Source organism: Alkalilacustris brevis (assembly GCF_003350345.1).
GTDB classification, from domain to species: domain Bacteria; phylum Pseudomonadota; class Alphaproteobacteria; order Rhodobacterales; family Rhodobacteraceae; genus Alkalilacustris; species Alkalilacustris brevis.
In genome coordinates, this window is the sequence record NZ_QNVJ01000054.1 from 25,427 (window position 1) to 44,843 (window position 19,417).

16 protein-coding genes are annotated in these 19,417 nt (G+C 65.8%); 13 read left to right on the forward strand and 3 right to left on the reverse strand.

Features of this window, described 5'->3' with window-relative positions; genetic code table 11:
• The first annotated feature begins 16 nt into the window (after positions 1–16).
• The 11 genes from DQ229_RS07915 (at position 17) to DQ229_RS07960 (ending at position 14,631) form a co-directional block, all read left to right on the forward strand.
• Positions 17–934 carry an FAD binding domain-containing protein gene (locus tag DQ229_RS07915; RefSeq protein ID WP_114965734.1) on the forward strand — a complete coding sequence of 306 codons (918 nt, stop codon included), beginning with the start codon at positions 17–19 and terminating at the stop codon, positions 932–934.
• Positions 927–2,816 (forward strand): molybdopterin-dependent oxidoreductase, encoded by a 1,890-nt coding sequence (locus DQ229_RS16910; protein ID WP_202909534.1) that lies wholly within the window; start codon positions 927–929, stop codon positions 2,814–2,816. The genes DQ229_RS07915 and DQ229_RS16910 overlap by 8 nt, the downstream gene beginning before the upstream one ends.
• The gene (locus tag DQ229_RS16915) at positions 2,816–3,835 is read left to right on the forward strand and encodes a xanthine dehydrogenase family protein molybdopterin-binding subunit (protein ID WP_202909535.1); all 1,020 of its coding nucleotides are present in this window, start codon (positions 2,816–2,818) and stop codon (positions 3,833–3,835) included. The genes DQ229_RS16910 and DQ229_RS16915 overlap by 1 nt, the downstream gene beginning before the upstream one ends.
• A gap of 93 nt (positions 3,836–3,928) precedes the next feature.
• Positions 3,929–4,861, forward strand: a complete 933-nt coding sequence (locus DQ229_RS07925; protein ID WP_114965735.1) for a sugar phosphate isomerase/epimerase family protein — start codon at positions 3,929–3,931, stop codon at positions 4,859–4,861.
• A gap of 110 nt (positions 4,862–4,971) precedes the next feature.
• On the forward strand, positions 4,972–5,937 hold the full coding sequence (locus tag DQ229_RS07930) for a Bug family tripartite tricarboxylate transporter substrate binding protein (protein WP_202909536.1): 966 nt from the start codon (positions 4,972–4,974) through the stop codon (positions 5,935–5,937).
• Positions 5,938–5,940: 3 nt separating this feature from the next.
• Complete coding sequence (locus tag DQ229_RS07935; protein ID WP_114965736.1) at positions 5,941–6,462, forward strand: tripartite tricarboxylate transporter TctB family protein; 522 nt, start codon at positions 5,941–5,943, stop codon at positions 6,460–6,462.
• Between the two features lie 46 nt (positions 6,463–6,508).
• Positions 6,509–8,041 carry a tripartite tricarboxylate transporter permease gene (locus DQ229_RS07940; protein ID WP_114965737.1) on the forward strand — a complete coding sequence of 511 codons (1,533 nt, stop codon included), beginning with the start codon at positions 6,509–6,511 and terminating at the stop codon, positions 8,039–8,041.
• On the forward strand, positions 8,016–9,923 hold the full coding sequence (locus tag DQ229_RS07945; protein ID WP_114965738.1) for a thiamine pyrophosphate-dependent enzyme: 1,908 nt from the start codon (positions 8,016–8,018) through the stop codon (positions 9,921–9,923). Before DQ229_RS07940 ends, DQ229_RS07945 begins: the two co-directional genes overlap by 26 nt.
• 16 nt (positions 9,924–9,939) lie before the next feature.
• On the forward strand, positions 9,940–11,397 hold the full coding sequence (locus DQ229_RS07950; RefSeq protein WP_114965739.1) for an NAD-dependent succinate-semialdehyde dehydrogenase: 1,458 nt from the start codon (positions 9,940–9,942) through the stop codon (positions 11,395–11,397).
• A complete protein-coding gene (locus DQ229_RS07955; RefSeq protein ID WP_114965740.1) occupies positions 11,394–13,106 on the forward strand; it encodes an IlvD/Edd family dehydratase in 1,713 nt (570 codons plus the stop codon). Before DQ229_RS07950 ends, DQ229_RS07955 begins: the two co-directional genes overlap by 4 nt.
• Positions 13,107–13,380: 274 nt before the next feature.
• Positions 13,381–14,631 (forward strand): aminopeptidase, encoded by a 1,251-nt coding sequence (locus DQ229_RS07960; protein WP_114965741.1) that lies wholly within the window; start codon positions 13,381–13,383, stop codon positions 14,629–14,631.
• Positions 14,632–14,742: 111 nt separating this feature from the next.
• Here the strand turns inward: DQ229_RS07960 and DQ229_RS07965 are convergent, their stop codons facing one another.
• The 3 genes from DQ229_RS07965 to ubiA all read right to left on the reverse strand — a co-directional run bounded on the left by DQ229_RS07965 (position 14,743) and on the right by ubiA (position 18,071).
• Positions 14,743–15,069: an MreC domain-containing protein gene (locus DQ229_RS07965; protein WP_114965742.1), complete on the reverse strand. Its 327-nt coding sequence runs from the start codon at positions 15,067–15,069 to the stop codon at positions 14,743–14,745.
• A 29-nt stretch (positions 15,070–15,098) separates the two neighbouring features.
• Positions 15,099–17,042 carry an OmpA family protein gene (locus DQ229_RS07970; protein WP_114965743.1) on the reverse strand — a complete coding sequence of 648 codons (1,944 nt, stop codon included), beginning with the start codon at positions 17,040–17,042 and terminating at the stop codon, positions 15,099–15,101.
• Between the two features lie 63 nt (positions 17,043–17,105).
• Positions 17,106–18,071, reverse strand: coding sequence for a 4-hydroxybenzoate octaprenyltransferase (gene ubiA / locus DQ229_RS07975; RefSeq protein ID WP_114965744.1), 966 nt, complete (start codon positions 18,069–18,071; stop codon positions 17,106–17,108).
• A gap of 13 nt (positions 18,072–18,084) precedes the next feature.
• Between ubiA and DQ229_RS07980 the strand changes: the two genes are divergently transcribed.
• Together DQ229_RS07980 and DQ229_RS07985 are read left to right on the forward strand one after the other, a co-directional pair.
• Positions 18,085–18,846 carry a 16S rRNA (uracil(1498)-N(3))-methyltransferase gene (locus tag DQ229_RS07980; protein WP_114965745.1) on the forward strand — a complete coding sequence of 254 codons (762 nt, stop codon included), beginning with the start codon at positions 18,085–18,087 and terminating at the stop codon, positions 18,844–18,846.
• A complete protein-coding gene (locus DQ229_RS07985) occupies positions 18,843–19,367 on the forward strand; it encodes a hypothetical protein (protein WP_114965746.1) in 525 nt (174 codons plus the stop codon). Before DQ229_RS07980 ends, DQ229_RS07985 begins: the two co-directional genes overlap by 4 nt.
• The last annotated feature ends 50 nt before the right edge of the window (positions 19,368–19,417 follow it).

Consider the following 19,417-nt stretch of genomic DNA (forward strand, 5'->3'; position numbering starts at 1 on the left):
CCAGGGGGTCAGTTTCATGTTCACCTATGACAGCTATCATATGCCGCTGACCCTGCGCGATGCGCTGGAGGCGGTCGCGAAACTTCCCTCTGGCGGTCGGGTGATCGCCGGGGGCACCGATATCGTTCCCTGGGCGCGCGAAGGCCGGGCAGGGGATGTGCATTTCCCTGTATTGGTGGATGTGTCACGTGTTGACGAGTTCCAGGGTTATGACCTGCAGGGCGGCCGTGTCCGGCTCAATGCCAATGTCGTCTATCAGGATTTCCTGGACGACGCGGTGTTGCGCGCCAACCTGCCCTGCATGCCCCATTGCGCGATCTGGTTTGCCGATGACCAGATCCGCCAGCAGGCCACGCTTGCCGGCAACCTGGTCAATGCCTCGCCCGCGGCGGATGGCACGCCGCCGATGCTGACACTGAATGCCGAGGTGGAACTTGTGCGGCTGGACAGTGGCGAGATTGCGCGGCGCACCGTGCCGCTGACCGACTTCGTGCTTGGTCCGGGCAAGACCGTTCTGGCCGAGGATGAGCTGATCTCGGCGGTGATCTGCGATGCGCTGCCGGGCTATGGCGGTTCGTTCCAGAAGGTCGGGCAGCGCCGGTCGCTGGTGATCAGCCGGGTCTGTGCCGCCGCGCTGGTCAAAACCTCGGCCGACGGGCGCGTGTTCGAGGATGTGCGCCTGGCTCTGGGCGGGGTCGGCCCGGTGCCCGCCCGCCTGACCGATATCGAGGACATGCTGCGCGGTCAGCCGGTTTCCGCCGGGCTGATCGCCGAGGCCAGCGTCAAGCCCGCCGAGCGGGTGGCGTCGCGCTCGCGAGTGGAATACCGCCGCCATGTGGTGCAGGGCTTCGTGCAGGCCGCCATCGAGGATGCGCTGGCCGCCGCCGGGGCCCCCCGCCCCGGCCAGAAAGACAGGGAGAAGGCTCATGCCTGACCAGAAGATCACCCTCACCGTCAACGGCAGGAAAGTGTCGCGCCCGCTGAACGGGGCGCCCCGGCTTCTGGATTTCCTGCGCGACGAGTTGAACCTCACCGGCACCAAGGAAGGCTGCGGTGCGGGGGAATGCGGCACCTGTTCGGTCTTTGTCGATGGCAAGCTGGTAAAATCCTGCCTGATGCCGACGCTCAAGGCCGATGGCGCCGAGATCCAGACCATCGAGGGGCTTTCGCCCGTAGGCAGCGACCTGACCCCGGTGCAGAAGGCCTTTCACAAGACCGGCGCCAGCCAGTGCGGATATTGCATCCCCGGCATGGTGATGGCCGCAACCTCGGCGCTGCGCGAGAACCCGGATGCCGATATCGAAGAAATCAAGGAACGCCTGGGCGGCAACATCTGTCGCTGCACCGGCTACACCAAGATTTTCGAAGCGGTCGAGATCGCGCGTGACGTGATCGCCGGGCGCCTGCCGCCGGTGACGCTTGAGGCCGACGAAACAAGCGACAGCTTCATCGGGGCCAATGTGCGCCGGATCGACGCGCCCTCCAAGGTGGCGGGGAAGCTGAAATACGCCGGCGATATGGTGATGCCGGACATGCTGCATATGCAGGTGCTGCGCTCGCCCCATGCCCACGCGAAGATCCTCTCGATCGACACCTCGCAGGCCGAGGCGCTGGAAGGCGTGGAATGCGTCATCACCTCGGCCGATGTGCCGGGCAAGGACGGGTTTGGCGTTTTCGTGCATGACCAGCCGATCATGGCGCGCGAGAAGGTGCGTTATGTCGGCGAGGCTGTCGCCGCCGTGGCCGCCGAGACCGCACAGATCGCCCGCCGCGCGCTGGCGCTGATCAAGGTCGAATACGAGGAACTGCCGGGTATTTTCGACGCCGAAGAGGCGATGCAGCCCGGCGCGCCGGTGGTGCATGACTATGCCCCCGACAACCTGGTCAAGCACATCCCGGTGCGCAAGGGCGACGTGGATGCCGGCTTTGCCGAAGCCGATCTGATCGTCGAGAACACCTATTCCACCCAGCAGGTCGAACACGCCTATCTGGAGCCCGAGGCAGGGCTGGCCTATGTCGATCATGATGGCGTGGTGACGGTGGTTTCGCCCAGCCAGAATATTACCCACCACCGGCACATGCTGTCCGAGATCATCGCCAAGCCGATCAACAAGGTGCGCTTCATCATGTCGGCCGTGGGCGGCGGCTTTGGCGGCAAGGAGGACATGATCTACCAGGGGATGCTGGCCCTGGCCGCGATGAAGACCGAACGCCCCGTGCGTCTTGTCTTCACCCGCGAGGAATCGATCATCGCCTCGGCGAAGCGTCACCCGGCGCGGATCACCTACAAGATGGGCCTCAAGAACGATGGCCGCATCACCGCCGCGAGCCTGCACATGATCTCCGATGGCGGCGCCTATGGCATGTCGACGGAAGGGGTGATGCGCAAGGCCGCGATCCTGTCGCTGGGGCCGTATGACATCGCAAATTCGCAGGTCGATACTTACGGCGTCTATACCAACAACACGCCTTCGGGGGCTTTTCGCACATTCGGGGGCATGCAGGTGCAGTTCGCCACCGAAAGCCATCTCGACATCTGCGCCGAGAAGCTGGGACTCGACCCGTTCGAGATCAGGCGGCGCAACATGATGCGGGCCGGCTCGACCACGCATACCCAGCAGAAGCTGGAAACCTGCTCGATCGAGGAGGTCTTGCGCGTGGCCGAGGAATTCTGCCGCTGGGAGCGTGGCGCGCCAACATCGCGCGGCGCCGAGCGACGCGACCTGAACGGGCCGGATGTGCGCCAGTCCTGCACGCTGGGCGCGCGCTTCCGGATGCCCGGCGACGAGGCCGATGAAAAGCAGGAGGTTGCGTGATGGTTGCCAAGAACAACCGCTGGGCCCGCGGGCGCGGCATGGCCGCATCCTGGTATGGCATCGCCCGCACCGCCACCATCGACCGCGCCGGCGCCTGGGCCGAGCTTGACGATGGCGGCACCGCCAAGATCGTCACCGGCGTGACCGAGATCGGCGAGGGGATTTTGACGGTTCTGGCGCAGGTCGCCGCCGAGGAACTGGGCGTGCGCCCCGACGATGTGACCATCGGCGACAATGACACCGCCCGTTCGCCCGAGGCCGCCCATGCCGGCGCCACCCGGCAGACCTACATGATCGGCAACTCGGTCGCGCTGGCGTGCCGCAATGCGCGCGAAAAGCTCGATGCCGAACTGGCCGATTACTGGCAGGTGGACATCGGGCTGATCGAGGCCTTCAACGGCGAAATCTGGGCTCGCGGCACCAACAAGCGCCTGACCATGCAAGAGGCCGTGGACCTGTGCAAGAAGCGCGGCGTCGTGCCGGTGGGTTCGGGGTCGTTCACCGCGCATGGCACCGGGCTGGACCCGGTGGATGGCACCGGCGCGCCCTGGCAGGCCTACGTGTTCGGTTGCCAGGTGGCCGAGGTCGAGGTCGACACCGTGACCGGCGAAGTGCAGGTGCTGGGTGTCTGGGCCGTGCATGACGTGGGCCGCGCGATCAACCCGCGCGGGGTCGAGGGTCAGATCGAAGGCGGGATCGTGCAGGGCCTGGGCCAGGCCCTGATGGAGGATTACGAGACCGTCGACGGCCACACCACCACGCATGGTTTTGCCAAGTATATCCTGCCCACGTCGCTGGATATTCCGCAGATCAACTGCCGTCTGGTCGAAGACCGCGACCCCCGCAGCCCGCTGGGCGCCAAGGGGATTGGCGAGCCTGCGCTGGTGCCCACGGCGCCGGCGATCATGAACGCGATCTATGACGCCATCGGGGTGCGCATCACCTCGCTGCCGGCGACGCCCGAAAAGGTGTTGGCAGGTCTGGCCGAAAAGCGTGCCGCGGCAATGGCGGCGGAGTAAGCATTTCGTCGGGGCCGGTGGGAGAGGCCGGCCCGGACAACTCAGGAGAGGGACCACGCCGTACAGGCGGTGTGAAGAGGAGGAAAACCACTCATGGAAACGTCCATGTACAGTGCGATGCGGGTCGGGATCGTTCATTTCAAGGCCTTCCCCGGTATCGAGACGGGCGCGGGCCCGATTGTCGAGACGCTTGAGAAAATCTGCGCCGATGATTTCTGGACGGCTGTCGAGGTCGGCTGGATGAAGGATTACCGCGTGCGCAACACCGCGCGGCACCTGCTGGACCAGAGCCACCTTTCGGTCGCCTATGCGACCCAGCCCAAGATGCTGTCGAACAAGTTCAACCTCAACCACGCGGATGCCGGCCAGCGCGCCGCGGCGGTCGAGGCGGTGAAAAGCGCAGTGGACGAGGCCCGCCAGTTGGGCGCCGAGGTCGTGCGGCTGATCGCGGGCAAGGATCCGGGCGATGCCAAGCGCGACGAGGCCAAGAAGCTCTTGATCGACTCGCTGCACCAGATCCTGGACTACGCGCGCGAGGAAAAGGACGGGCTGAAGTTCACGCTCAAGATCTTCGACCGCGGCATTGACAAGAAGAACCTGATCGGCCCGGCGCATGATGCGGTGGACATCGCGCGTGCGATCCGCCCCGATTACCCCGAGTTCGGCCTGCTGACCGATCTGAGCCATTTCCCGCTGCTTGACGAGACGCCCGAGGAAAGCATCCCGCTGCTGGCCGAGTATCTGGACGCCGTGCATGTGGGCAACTGCGCCTTCCGCGACAAGTCGCATCCGGCCTACGGTGACATCCAGCCGCGTTTCGGCGTGCCGGGTGGCGAAACCGACACTGCCGAGGTGGTCACCTTCTTCCGCGAGCTGCGCAAGAACGGGTTTTTCGACAAGCCCGAGCGCCCGGTGGTGAGCGCCGAAGTGCGCCCGGTTCTGGCTGGTGAGATTTCCGAGGTGATCATGGCCAATGCCAAGCGGGTGATCCGCGACGCATGGGCGCTTTCACAAAGGCAGGAATGACAGCACACAAGAACCTGTCGAGAGCAACAAGAGGAGGAGTGCGCCCTCTTCGAGGAAAGATGGCGCACCACAAATGCCCGGGACGCCGGGTGCAACAAGGGAGAGAGACCATGAAACTTACCAAACGGACCCTGATGGCAGGGACAGCCGCCCTGGCCCTGACCCTGGGCCACGGCGCCCCCGCGCAGGCGGAATTTCCGGAACGTCCGGTCGAAATGACCATTCTCTTCGGCTCGACTGCCCAGACCATCGGGCAGCTTCTGTCCGAGCTGATGTCCGAGCACCTGCCCGAGCGGGTTGTGCCCGTGCAGCGCACCGGTGGCGGCGGGTCCGTCGGGTATCAATATGTGGATGGCACTGCGCCCGATGGCTACAATATCGTGTGGAACTCGAACTCGATCAGCACGACCTATCACAGCGGCGCGCTCGATTTCGACCACACCGCCTTCACCCCGATCGCCAAGATCAGCACCGAGGTGACGGCGATCGCTGTCAATGCCAACTCGGGCTGGGAGTCGCTTTCCGAGATGGCCGAGGCGATCAAGGCCGAAGGCCGCCCGCTGCGCATCGGGGCCTCGGGGCGTGGCTCTTTCACGCACCTGGCGACCGAAGCCGTGCTTGAAGCTATCGGCCTGGCCGATGATGCGATCCACGTGCCCTATGATGCGGGCCGCGCGCCGGTCGAGCTTCTGGCGGGGCGTCTTGACGCCGCGCTGCAATGGCCGGGGCAGTTCGTCTCGCATCACGAGGCGGGCGATCTGCGGATCCTCTGCGTGACCAGCGACGAGCGCATCTCGATGCTGCCCGACGTGCCGACCTGCCATGAAAGCGGCGCCGAAGGGGTCAGCATGGTGATGTGGCGTGGTCTGGCCGCACCTGCCGGAACGCCGGAAGATCGCATCCTCATTCTGGAAGAGGCTGCCCGCCTTGCCACGGAGAGCGAGCGCTTCCACGAGGCCGCGCGCACCATCGGCTTCGAGGTGACTTTCGCCGATCACGCCGAGTTCGGCGAGCAGATCGCAAGCGATGATGCCATGCTCGAAGAACTGATGACCGCGCTCGGGCTCAAAGAGTAAGCCATGTCGCGGCTATCTCCAGAGCAGCGCGAAAAGCGCCGGGACCTGATCTTCGGATCGCTTCTGCTGGCCTTTTCCGTGGTCTGGACCGGCACCGTGTATTTCACGGTGCCGGTTGGCCGCGGTGTGGGCGTGGGGCCGCAGGCATTTCCGCTTTATCTGGGCGCATCGCTGATCGGATTGTCGGCGCTGCTGCTGTTGAATGCCTGGTTCGCTAAGGGCCAGGCAATGGATGTTCCCGATGACGAGGAACCCGACATGGTGCCGATCGCCGGCTGGCCGCTGGCGCGGCTGATCGTGTCGGTGTGTCTGGTCATCATGGCCTATGGCTACCTGATGCAGAGTGCCGGATTCGTGATTGCCACCATGCTGGTCGTTGCCTTCACGCTCTGGGTGGTCGTGGGTGTGCGCAGGCCGGTGCTGGTCGTCGGCATGTCGGTGGGCATTACCGCGGTGTCATGGCTGGTCTTCGGCCAGATACTCGGGGCCTATATCCCGCGCGGGACATGGATATCCCTCTTCTGAATGCAATCGGGCCCGCGGGCCCGGCAACACCTGAGAAAGGTCAGCCATGGAGTTGCTATTCTCCGCAGCCACAGTGGCGCTTGCGCCCGGTGCGCTGCTCGCCGTCTTTCTGGGCAGCTTGCTCGGGGTGATCTTCGGCGCGATTCCGGGGCTGACATTCACGGTTGCGATGGCGCTGGTGGTGCCGGTTTCGTTCTCGCTGGAGACCGCGCCTGCGATCGGGATGCTTCTGGGCACCTATATCGGCGGGATGACGGGGGGGTCGGTCTCGGCGATCCTTCTGGGCATTCCCGGCACGCCCTCGGCGGCGGCAACGGTGATGGACGGCTATGCGCTGACCAAGCGCGGCAAGGCCTCGCTCGCGCTGGGCACGGCGGTGGCTGCCTCGGCCTTCGGCGGGCTGGTCAGCTTGATCGTGATGATCGTCTCGGTCGATATCGTGGCCAAGCTGGCGTTGCATTTCGGCCCGGCCGAGACATTCGCGCTGTTGCTGTTCGGCCTTTCGACGATCTGCGGCCTTTCGCAGCGCTCGCTGCTAAAGGGGCTGGTCGCCGGGGTGCTGGGCCTGATGATCATGACCATCGGCGTGGACGAGATGGAAGGCGTGCGTCGCCTGACCTTCGGCACCGTCACCTTGCAGCAGGGGATCAACCTGCTGGTGGCGATGATCGCGCTTTTCGCCGTGCCGCATGTGATCGACGCCTTCGTGAAATACTATCGCTCCGACACTCCGCCCGACGGAGTGAGCGACGTGCGGGTCGAGTTGCCCACGCTGCGCGATCTGGGCAAGACCTTCTGGCTGATGCTGCGCTGCTCGCTTCTGGGTACCGGGATCGGGGCCATTCCGGGCACCGGCGGGCCGATCGCCGCCTTCCTGGCCTATGCCCATGCGCGCAAGGTCTCGCGCGAGCCGGAAAAGTTCGGCCGCGGTTCGATGGAGGGGGTGGTTGCACCTGAATCGGCCAACAACGCGGTGACGGGCGGCACCATGATCCCCTTGCTGTCGCTGGGGATTCCGGGCGATCCTGGCACGGCGATCCTGCTGTCGGGGCTGCTGATTCACGGGCTGACGCCGGGGCCGATGCTGTTCATTCAGCATCCTGGCGAGATCTACCAGATCTATCTGGCGATCATCGTCTCTTACCTGTGCGTTGTCGCGATCCAGCTGGTTGGCATCCGCTTCTTCGTGCAGCTGTTGCGGGTGCCGGCGCATCTGCTGGCCGTAGGCATCATCGTGATGTGTGGCTACGGCTCGTTCTCGATCCGGAACTCGGTTTTCGATGTCTACACGGTCGCGATCCTGGGCGTGCTGGCCTACGGGCTGATCAAGGCGCGCATACCGCTCACGCCGATCATCCTGGGCATCGTTCTGGGCCCGTCGCTGGAGCGCGAGTTCCGCACTGCGCTGATCCTGTCGGGGGGTGACGCCAGTGTATTCTGGACGTCGGCGCCCACGATCATCTTCATGGGGTTGGCGGTGGTCGTCATCGGCACGCAGGTCGTGCGATCGGTCCATGCCACCTTCACACCAAAAAAATCAGGGATAAGTCGAGATGCTTCAGTCAAATCCGAAAAGTAAGAAGGACAGCCCTGAAAGCGCGGCCATTCGTGAACGTGCCCGCGCGCTGAACGGGGCGGGCGGCTTGCCCGGCGCATTGAAGAACGGCGCGCTGCCCGATCTGCTGGAGGTCAGCCTGTCGGAAGGGCTGATCATCGGGTTGCTCAATCAGGGTGTCAGCACCTATTTCGCGATCTTCGGGCATGGCTCGACCGATCTGGGCGAAGTGCTGCGCATCTATACCGAGGAAGGCCTGGTCAGCGTCATAAACTGCCGCAACGAGGTCGAGATGGCCCATGCCGCCACCGCCCATGCCTGGCAATATGGCGAAACGCCGGCAGTGGTGACATCGATCGGGCCGGGCGGATTGCAGGCGATGGCCGGGTCGCTGGCGGCGGCGTCGAACGGCATCGGCGTCTACCACATCTATGGTGATGAGACGACCTGGGGCGAAGGTTACAACATGCAGCAGATCCCCAAGGAGGAGCAGGGCCTGTTCGGCCGTATGGCGGCGCTGATGGGGCGCTCCTATACGTTGCACACGCCCGAGGCGCTGCGCGACTGCCTGCGCCGCGGCACCCAATGCGTGCACCACCCTTATCGGGCGGGGCCGTTCTACATCATGCTGCCGATCAACACCCAGCCCCGGCGCGCCACGTTCAACCTGCGCACGCTTCCGGGCCGGCTTTCGGTGCCGCGCGTGGCGCCAGCCGATCCCGGCGCAATCTCGGGCGCGGCTGATCTGCTGAACAAGGCCACGCGCGTGGTCATCAAGGCCGGCGGCGGCACGCGCCAGCACGCAGCTGCGGTGCAGGCGCTGGCCGAGCAGCTTTCGGCGCCGGTGGTGCTGTCGCCCGGCTCGACCGGGGTGCTTCCCGATGCGCACAAGCTGAACATGCATGTTGGCGGCTCCAAGGGCTCGATCAGTGGCAATTTCGCGATGGAAGGGGCCGAGGTTGCCGTTTTCATCGGCTCGCGCGGGGTGTGCCAGGCGGATTGTTCCGGCATTGGCTATCCCAATGCGCAGGCCGTGCTCAACATCAACGGCGATCTGGCCGATGTGACCCATTACGCCAACACCCACGCCCTTCCCGGTGACATCACGGCGGTGATCGAGGCGTTGCTGCCCGCGCTCGCCCCGACCGAGCAGGCCGCCAAAGCCCGCGCCGACTGGGCCGACGCCTGCACCGCAAAAAAGGCCGAATGGTCCGCCTTCAAGGCCGCGCGCACCGGGGCTGCGCCCCTGTTCGATCCGGTCTGGCAACGCGAGGTTCTGTGCCAGCCGGCCGCGATCCATGCGGTGCAGGCCTTTGCCAAGCGCATCGGTGCGGCCAAGTTCTTTGACGCGGGCGACGTGCAGGCCAACGGCTTTCAGGTGGTCGAGGATGACGCCGTCGGCCAGACATTCACCGAAACCGGGGCCTCCTACATGGGGTTTGCGACCTCGGCGCTCTTGGGGTCTGCCGGGGTGAAACGCCCGCAATACGGCATCGCCTTCACTGGCGACGGGTCGTTCATGATGAACCCGCAGGTGCTGATCGACGCGGTCGAGCACGGTGTGAAGGGCATGATCGCCCTTTTCGACAACCGCCGCATGGCCGCGATCACCGGGCTGCAACATGCCCAGTATGGCATCGAGTTCCGCACCAATGACTCGGTGGCGGTCGATTACGTCCAGATGGCCGGGTCGGTCCAAGGCGTCAAGGCGCTCTGGGGCGGCACCACCCGCGAGACGCTTGAGGCCGCGCTGGCCGAGGCCCACGCCCATGAGGGGCTTTCGCTGGTGCATATCCCCGTCTATGCCGAGCAGAACGCCGACGTCGAGATGGGAGCCTACGGGTCCTGGAATGTCGGCAACTGGGTTGACGACGTGCAGGCCCGCTATCTGCAACAGAAAATCTGAGGAGCAGCAAAGCAACATGTATCACGATCTTCGCCTCTTTATCGCGGGTGAGTGGCGCGATGCCTCCGACAAGGGCACGCGCTCGGTCACCGATCCGGCCACCGAAGACAGCCTTGGCACCATCGCCGCCGCGACCGAGGCCGACATCGACGCGGCCCTTGTCGCCGCCGAGGCCGGTTTCGCCACCTGGCGCCGCACCGGCACCTGGGAACGCGCCAAGGTGCTGCGCCGCGCGGCCGACCTGATCCGCGAACGCACCGACCAGATCGCCACGCTGATGTCGCTGGAAACCGGCAAGCCGCTGGCCGAGTCCAAGGGCGAAACCGGTGCCGCCGCCGATCAGTTCGAATGGTACGCCGAAGAAACCAAGCGCATCTATGGACAGATCATCGAATCGCGCACCGCCGACAGCCGCATGGCGGTGATATTTCAGCCTGTGGGCGTGGTCGCGGCCTTTGCGGCGTGGAACTTCCCCGCGCTACTGCCCGCGCGCAAGATCGCCGCGGCCCTGGGCGCGGGCTGCGCGATCATCATCAAGCCCGCTGGCGAATGCCCGGCCTCTTGCGCGGCGCTGGTGCAGGCGTGCCATGACGCGGGCGTGCCCGCCGGCGCGGTCAACATGCTGACCGGCGCCTCGGACATGATCGCCAAGCGGCTGATCGGCTCGCCCATCGTGCGCAAGGTGTCGCTGACGGGTTCGGTGCCAGTGGGCAAGCAGATCCTGCATCTGGCCGCTGAAGGGATCAAGAAGGTCTCGATGGAGTTGGGCGGGCACGGCCCGGTGCTGGTGTTCGGCGATGTCGATGCCGAAAAGGCCGCCGAGGTCTGCGCCCGCACCAAGTTTCGCAATTGCGGGCAGGTCTGCATCTCGCCGACGCGGTTTTATGTGCAGGACAGCAAGTATGACGCCTTTTCGCGCCGCTTTGCCGAAGTTGCGCGCAGCCTCAAGGTCGGGCGCGGCCTTGATGAGGGCGTCGAGATGGGCCCAATGGCCAACCGCCGCGGGCTGGACACGATCAAGGAACTGGTCGCCGATGCGGTGTCGCAGGGCGCCGAAGTTCTGGCCGGCGGCAATGTGCCCGGCGGCGTGAATCGGGGCTTTTTCTTCGAACCCACGGTGCTGGGCAATGTGCCCGACACCGCCCGGATCATGCGCGAAGAACCCTTCGGCCCGGTCGCCCCGATCACTCCGTTCAAGACCTATGACGAGGTGATCGAACGCGCCAACAGCCTGCCTTTCGGGCTGGCGGGCTATGTATTCTCGAACAACCTGAGCGTGGCGACGCGTGCCTATGAGGATCTCGAGGTCGGCATGGTCGGCGTGAACGAGATGCTGCTGGCCACCGCCGAGGCCCCCTTTGGCGGCATCAAGGAAAGCGGCTATGGCCGCGAGGGCGGCAGCCTGGGTATCCACGACTATGTCGAACCCAAATATGTGAAAATCAAACTCGAAGACCCGGCGGAGCAAGCATGAGCCAAGACCAACCCCAGGGCCTCGCACGGGGCCTGACCAATTACGGCGACCCGGATTTCTCGGTCTATCTGCGGCGCTCTTTCGCGGCCTCGATGGGTTATTCGCAGGAGGTGCTGAAAAAACCGATTGTCGGCATCGCCAACAGCTTTTCGGGCTTCAACAACTGCCACCGGCATTTCCCCGAACTGCTTGAAGCGGTGAAACGTGGCGTGCTGCTGGGCGGTGGGCTGCCGATCGAGTTTCCCACCATCTCGCTGGGCGAGGTGTTTCTCAGCCCCACCAGCCTGAAATTTCGCAACCTCATGGCCATCGACACCGAAGAGATGATCCGCGCCCAGCCGATGGACGCGGTGGTGCTGATGGGTGGCTGCGACAAGACCGTGCCGGCGCAGCTCATGGGTGCCGCCTCGGCCGATCTGCCAGCGATCCAGCTTGTGGCTGGCCCGATGATGACCTCGCGCCATGAGGGCGAGCGCCTGGGCGCCTGCACCGATTGCCGCCGCTTCTGGGGCAAGTTCCGCGCGGGCGAGATCAACAAGGCCCAGATCGACGATATCGAGGGCCGCCTGGCCACCACGGCAGGCACCTGCGCGGTGATGGGCACGGCCTCGACCATGGCCTGCATCGCCGAAACCCTGGGCATGATGCTGCCGGGCACCGCGGCGATCCCGGCGGTGCATGCCGACCGACTGCGCGCCGCCGAGGCCACGGGCATGGCCGCCGCGCGGATGATCCACAACCCGATCCGCCCCAGCCAGGTGATCACCGAAAAATCGGTTGAAAACGCGCTTCGCGTGCTGCTGGCCGTCGGCGGCTCGACCAATGCGATCATCCACCTGACGGCAGTGGCCGGGCGGCTGGGCATCAAGGTCTCGCTCGAGCGGCTCAACCAGCTCTCCGACGAAACCCCGGTGCTGGTGAACCTCAAGCCCGTCGGGCAGCATTACATGGAGGATTTCTTCTTCGCCGGCGGTATCGGTGCGGTGCTGCGCGAAATCAGGCCGCTGCTGCACCTCGACTGCCTGACCGTCACCGGCGAGACTCTGGGCGACAGGCTCGATGCCGATACCGGCCGGATCGACCGCAACGTGATCGCCAGCGTCAACAATGCCGAGGAACCCGAAGGCGGGCTTGTCGCACTGTTCGGCAACCTGGCGCCGCGCGGGGCAATCCTCAAGCGTTCGGCCGCCGACCGGTCCCTGTTCGAGAAGGAAGGGCGCGCGGTGGTGTTCACTTCGCTGGCCGATCTCTCGGCGCGCATCGACGATCCTGATCTCGATGTCACCGAGGATGATTTCCTCGTGCTGCAAAACGCAGGGCCCCGCAGCGCCTCGGGCATGCCCGAAGCCGGCTACCTGCCGATCCCGAAAAAGCTCTCGTCCAAGGGCGTCAAGGACATGGTGCGCATCTCGGACGCGCGCATGTCGGGCACCGCGTTTGGCACCATCGTGCTGCATGTCGCGCCCGAGGCGGCGGTGGGCGGCCCGCTGGCGCTGGTGCGCAATGGCGACCGCATCCGCATTTCGGTCAGGAACCGCGAGATCGAGCTGCTGGTCGACGAGGCCGAACTTGAGGCCCGGCGCAAGGCCTTCACCCCCGATGTCGTCCCGCCCGAAAAACGCCGCGGCTACGACCGGCTATATGCCGAACAGGTGCTGCAGGCCGATGAGGGCTGCGACTTCGACATGCTGCGCCCGGTGGGCGGCTGAAGCTGACGGCTGGCGCGCGCGCCCGCTTCGGGCCGCGCGCATCCTGAAGCCGGATTATGGATATTTATTGCCAAGAAGAAGATATGCGCAGGAAGAGTTGCGGCCCGCCTGTCTGGAAAGGGCTCTTCACTGTGGCGAAAATATCCTCGCCGAAGGCATGATCCCGCTTCAACCGGCGCGACGCCGGGGTCGGTGCGCCGGGGCGGGTGATTGACCCGACCCGGCCAAGGGATAAGTTCCCCGCAAATCATACGATTCGCCGAGGAGTAGGAATATGCGCAAGCACCCCGCCAAAGACGTTATCGATCCGGACATGCTCGACCGGCTGGCCGCTCTTGCCGTCAAGGTCGGGGTCAATCTGCAGCCGGGGCAGGACCTGCTGCTTTCGGCGCCGGTCGAGGCCCTGCCGCTGGTGCGCCGGATTGCCGATCACGCCTATGCTGCTGGCGCAGGGCTGGTGACGCCGCTGCTGTCCGATCCGGAAATCGCGCTTTCGCGTTATCGTCACGGGCAGGATGCCAGTTTCGACCGCGCTGCGGGCTGGCTCTATGAGGGCATGGGCAAGGCGTTCGACGAAAACACCGCGCGCATGGGCATCGTGGGTGAAGACCCGATGCTTCTGGCCGAGCAGGACGCCGACAAGGTCGGGCGCGTGAACAAGGCCAATTCGCTGGCCTATTCGCCGGCGCGCGAGCGCATCACCCGGTTCGACATCAACTGGAATCTTGTGGCCTGGCCGGGCAGCGCCTGGGCGCGTCGGGTCTTTCCCGACCTCTCCGAGGATGACGCCGTGCGCCGCCTCGCGGATGCGATCTTCGCTGCCTCGCGCGTCGACGGGGGTGATCCTGTCGCGGCCTGGGAGGCCCATAACGCGACCCTGCGCGAACGCTCCGACTGGCTCAACGGGCAAGCTTTCCACGCACTGCATTTCACTGGACCGGGCACCGATCTGACCGTGGGTCTGGCAGACGGGCATGAATGGATGGGCGGTGCCTCGGTGGCGCGCAACGGGGTGGTGTGCAACCCCAACATCCCCTCGGAGGAGGTGTTCACCACCCCGCATGCGCAGCGGGTGGAGGGGTATGTGCGCTCGACCAAGCCGCTGTCGCATATGGGCAGCCTGATCGACGATATCCGCGTGCGGTTCGAAGGCGGACGCATCGTCGAGGCGCATGCCTCCAAGGGCGAGGCGGTGCTGCACAAGGTGCTCGACACCGACGAGGGCGCGCGCCGGCTGGGCGAGGTTGCGCTGGTGCCGCACGGCTCTCCGATATCGCAATCGGGTCTCTTGTTCTACAACACCCTCTTTGACGAGAACGCGGCCTGTCACATTGCGCTGGGCCAGTGCTATTCCAAGTGTTTCCGCGATGGTGACACGCTCGATGCCGATGCGGTGGCCAGTCGCGGTGGCAATACCAGCGCAATCCATATCGACTGGATGATCGGCTCGGCCGAGATCGACATCGACGGGGTGCACGAAGACGGCCGCCGGGTGCCGGTGTTTCGCAAGGGCGAATGGGTCTGAGCACCTGAAAGGCGAGGGCCGTCTGGCCGTTTCCGGGGCTTGGGTGCGATCGGGGCGGGTTGGTTGCAGCCTCGGCCCAGGCACCGCCCGCCCGTGCGGTCAAGCCGGGGGTCAGCTTGCGCGGGAGTTTTCCAGCATGTTGCGCAGTTCTTCGGCTTCGAGCCGGGCCTCGCGCAGCCCGTCCATAGCGGCGCGCAATTCGGCCTCGCTCTGGCTGAGTTGGTTGGTCAGTTCGGCCTCGCGTTGCTGCAGGTAGGTGATCGCCTGGTCGCGCATTTCCTCGGCCTCGTGCAGCGCCTGGGCCATGCGGTCAAGTTCTCCCATGTCGCTTTGCGTGACGCGGGTGAAACGGTGCAGCAGCCAATAGGCGAACCAGCCCAGCGCAAAGGCCAGAAACAGCACGATCGCCGTCACGAAGATGAATTCTGTTCGGTTCATGCGGCTCCGGCTCCGGCTATGCGGTTGCTTCAGTCGTCATTCGGCCTTTCGGCTGGACGCAGAACATCGTCATCGGCCAGTTCGACCGTGATTTCAAGTGTGGCCTCGAGTTCGGGGTCGCGCGGGCGGATGCCCGGGGTCAGATCGGCGTGCTCCGGGTCGATCAGGCGGAACTCGATGCGGCGGTTCAACTCGCGTCCGGCAGCGGTGGAATTGTCGGCGATGGGCCGGCTGTCGCCATAGCCGCGGGTGACGAACTGCCCGGTGAGCACGCGCCGGACCAGCAGCGCCTCGCGCACCGAATCGGCGCGCCGCTGGCTCAGGTTGAGGTTCATCTCGGCGCGGCCCTGGCTATCGGTATGGCCGCTGATCTCGATGGGAAGCTCGCCGCAATCGCGCAGCACCCCGGCGATGGCATCGAGCGTCTGGTTGGCGGCGCTGTCGATCTGGGCCGAGCCGGGCTCAAAAGTGATCTGGCGGTCCTCCAGGATCAGCTCGATATCCTCGATGCAGCTTTCCGGCGAGGGGAGCGAGGCAACCGGATCAAGCTCTTCGTCATAGGTGACATCGATGTTGAAGACCTGCCCGCGCCCCAGTTTCTCGGACAGGATTCGCGAGACCATGCCGCTGGTTTCCTGATCGCCCGTGCGCCCGCGGATCGCGATACTGTCGGCGCGCACCCGCACCGTGCCTTCGTGCAGTTCCGAAAGCGCCTCGAGCCCGGTCAGCACCCGCAGGGGCCAGCCCTCGGGCAGGCCGGGTTCAAGCCGGGTGGCCATCTCGACGGCCTCCATTCCGAAACGGGCGCGGGCAAAGCCCTGCACGGCCTCGCTGGTGCGTTCGTCGGTCAGCCGTCCGCGCAGCAGCACTTGGCCTTCGCCGTCGAGCGTCGCGATGAATTCGGCAATCTCCTCGCTGCCCTCGTTCTCGTCAACGGGCGGGTCGAGCCGCACTGCCTCCAGCGAGAAGACATCGGGCAATGCGCGGTCCAGCGAACCGACGGCCTGGTCGAAGGCTTCTTCGGTCACGGTATGGGGGATGATCAGCGATACATCGGCATCCGAGAAGGTGATGGAGCCTTCCCCCAGCCGCGCCAGCGCGGCGATGCCCGAGGCGGTGGCGTCCCCCCAGCTTGGCGAGGGAACGCCAAGGCCGATGGTGCAGCTTGAGCGCGGCGGCGCGCCGGCCTCGCGCCCGGCGGCAAGGATGCGGTCTCGCGCGGCCTCGGTATCGGCGGCGCAGGCGTCGAAACGGGCGCCGCGTTCCGCATCGATCACGAAGCGCAGCGTGAATGGGGTGATCACCGGGCGTGGGGCCGAAATGTCGATTGATACGGTCAACCCTTCGGGGACTCGGGCCGCCAGTTCGGCCGAAAGGCTGCGCTGCTGCTCGCGGCTGTCGGAAATGGCCGTGATAACCACGCGGTCGGCCGCGATGGATATCTTGGACCGCGGCAGAAGGCCCATCGCATAGAGGCCGAATTCAACCGCATCATGCCAGCCGCGGGGGATCGGGTGATCGCTGCTGTCGAGCATGTCGGCGATGTCCGCGCCGCCCGTAAGCCGGTCAATCCGGTCAAGCACCGGGTTGCGTCCGAAGGACATCGGCACAAGCCCGATCAGCGAAACACCGTCATCGTTGCGCAGCAATTCCATCGAAAAGCGCGGCGGCTCAACGCCCTCGGGGTCGGCGATGCGGATATTGTCGATCACCCGTGCCGAATCGACGACACCGCCCGCAACCGAGAGCGCGCGAAAGCGCATGGCCTCGGTCATGGCGGTGCCGGAAAGCGTGACCTGAAGGCCATCGGTCTGCACCTCGGCCCAGGTCAGCCCCGCTTCAACGAGGCGTTCGGCAATCGCGCTGCGGCTGCTGTTCTCGATCACGTTCACCGCAAGTGTCGCGCCGCCCAGCGCAAGCACGGCCGCGCCGGCGAAGGCGGATGCGGCGATGATCTTCTCGATATGGCGCATTGGCAAACTGTCCCCGGTCTGCGGTTGTGCCGATTGCTTACGGTGCGCGGCGGCAAGGATCAATCAAACCAAAAGTGAACCGGCGAGAAACAGCGCAGGTAAAAGCCCGGCATTGCGGTTCGACCGGAACAGGTAAAGGCAATGGTCGCTGTCTTCGGTATCGAGCCGTGACAGTTGCCAGGCTAGATGCCAGCCAAAGGCCCAGACCCCCATCAGCGCCAGCACCAGCGCGGGCAGGCTGGCATTGCCCGCCATCGCCAGCACCACCGCCAGCATCATCAGCAACACCGAGGCCACCATGAACCCGCGCAGCCAGGCCCGCGTGTTCTCGCCAAACAGCAGCGCCGTGGATTTTACCCCGATCAGCGCGTCGTCTTCCTTGTCCTGGTGGGCATAGATCGTGTCGTAGAACACTGTCCAGGCGATCCCCGACAGATACAGCACCACCGCAGCCCAGTGCAGGCTGCCCGAATGCGCCGTCCAGGCCAGCAGTGCGCCCCAGTTGAACGCCAGCCCCAGGAATATCTGCGGCCAGTAGGTGAAGCGCTTGGCGAAGGGATAGATCGCCACCAGCCCCAGCGAGGCGACCCCCAGCGCGATGGCGGCATTGTTGAACGTCAGCAGGATGCCGAAGGCGATCAGCGATTGCGCGACCATCCACGCCAGCGCGCCGCGCGCGCTGACCTGTCCCGAGGGGATGGGCCGCGAGCGGGTGCGCGCCACCTTGTCGTCGAAATCGCGATCGGTGAAATCGTTCCAGGTGCAGCCCGCGCCGCGCATCAGGATGGCACCGATGCCGCAGGCCAGCACGATCCAGGCGGTGTGCCACCCCGGCGCGCCATGGCCCGAGGCCGCCGCCAGCAGCGCGCCCCACCAGCAGGGCAGCAGCACCAGCCATGTGCCGATGGGCCGGTCGGCGCGCGACAGGCGCAGGAAGGGGCGCGTGGCGGGTGGGGCCAGGCTGTCGACCCAGTTGCCCTTGACCGAATCTGCAACCTGCCCCTCTGGCGTCTGCGGCGACTCGGTCATATGGTTCGTCCTCATGGCAGTGTCGTCCAAGGTCAGGCTTTATGTAGATCATCCGCTGGGGGCGGGGCAATCGCTGCCGCTTGCACGCGAGCAGGCGCATTACCTGTTCAACGTGATGCGGTTGGGGCCGGGCGACCGGATCGCGGTGTTCAACGGGCGCGATGAAGAATGGCTGGCCGAGGTGGCCAAGGCCGGCAAGCGCGGCGGTGTCTTGCTGTGCGTGTCGCAGATGCGCCCGTTGCAGATGCCGCCCGACCTGTGGCTGCTGTTCGCGCCGATCAAGAAGGCGCGCACCGATTTCATCGTCGAGAAGGCCACCGAGATGGGCGCGCGCCGCATCCTGCCGGTGCAGACCGACTTCACCAATGCCGAACGTATCCGCCGTGACCGGCTGCAGGCCCATGCCATCGAGGCCGCCGAGCAATGCGGCGGCACCTTCGTGCCCGAGGTGGCCGATCTGGCGCCGCTTGACCGCGTGCTGGCCGGCTGGGATGCGGCGCGCGGCCTTTGGTGGGCCGACGAGGGCTTTGCCGGGATGAACCGTGGCGCGGATGTGCCCGCCGCTCAGGATGGCGCCGCGGCATCAGGTGTGCGCGGTGCCCCCGGCGCGGTGCTGATCGGCCCCGAGGGCGGGTTTTCCCCAGACGAACAGGCCCGGCTGCGGGCGCTGCCCTTTGTCGCGCCGGTCAGCCTGGGCCCGCGCATCCTGCGGGCCGACACGGCGGCCGTGGCGGCGCTGACGCGCTGGCAGATCGCTTGCGGGGATTGGACATGACCCTGATCCGCCCGGAACTGCGCGCGCGACTCTACCACTGGCGCGAGGTGATCATCGCTGCCGCGATCATGGCGCTGGGCGCTTGGATTGCGGGAGGTGGCGGGCCGCTCTTGCTGGGGATCGGGGTTCTGCTCGTGCTGACGGGGCTGGCGCTGGGCATCAATGCCTGGCGGCGGCTGCGCTTTGCCAGCGACGGGCAGGCGCCCGGCGTGGTGCAGGTGGTCGAGGGGCAGATCGCCTATTTCGCGCCCGAGCAGGGCGGTTTTGCCGCGTTGGACGATCTGGCCGAGTTGCGGCTCGAACCCGGCCCGCCCGGCGGTGTCGGGCCGGTCTGGGTGCTTGAGCAGACCGGGGCCGAGGCGCTGCGCATTCCCGTTGCCGCCAGCGGCGCCGATCAGCTTTTCGACGCTTTCGCCAGCCTGCCGGGGATCGACATGAACGCGCTTTCGGCGGCGGTTGCCGAACAGGTGCCAAGGGCGCGCGTCCTGTGGCGGCGCCATCGCCGCACCGCCTTGACTTGAAACCCCCGCCGGAACACCTGATAAGCCCGCTATACGCCTGAACCCCACGC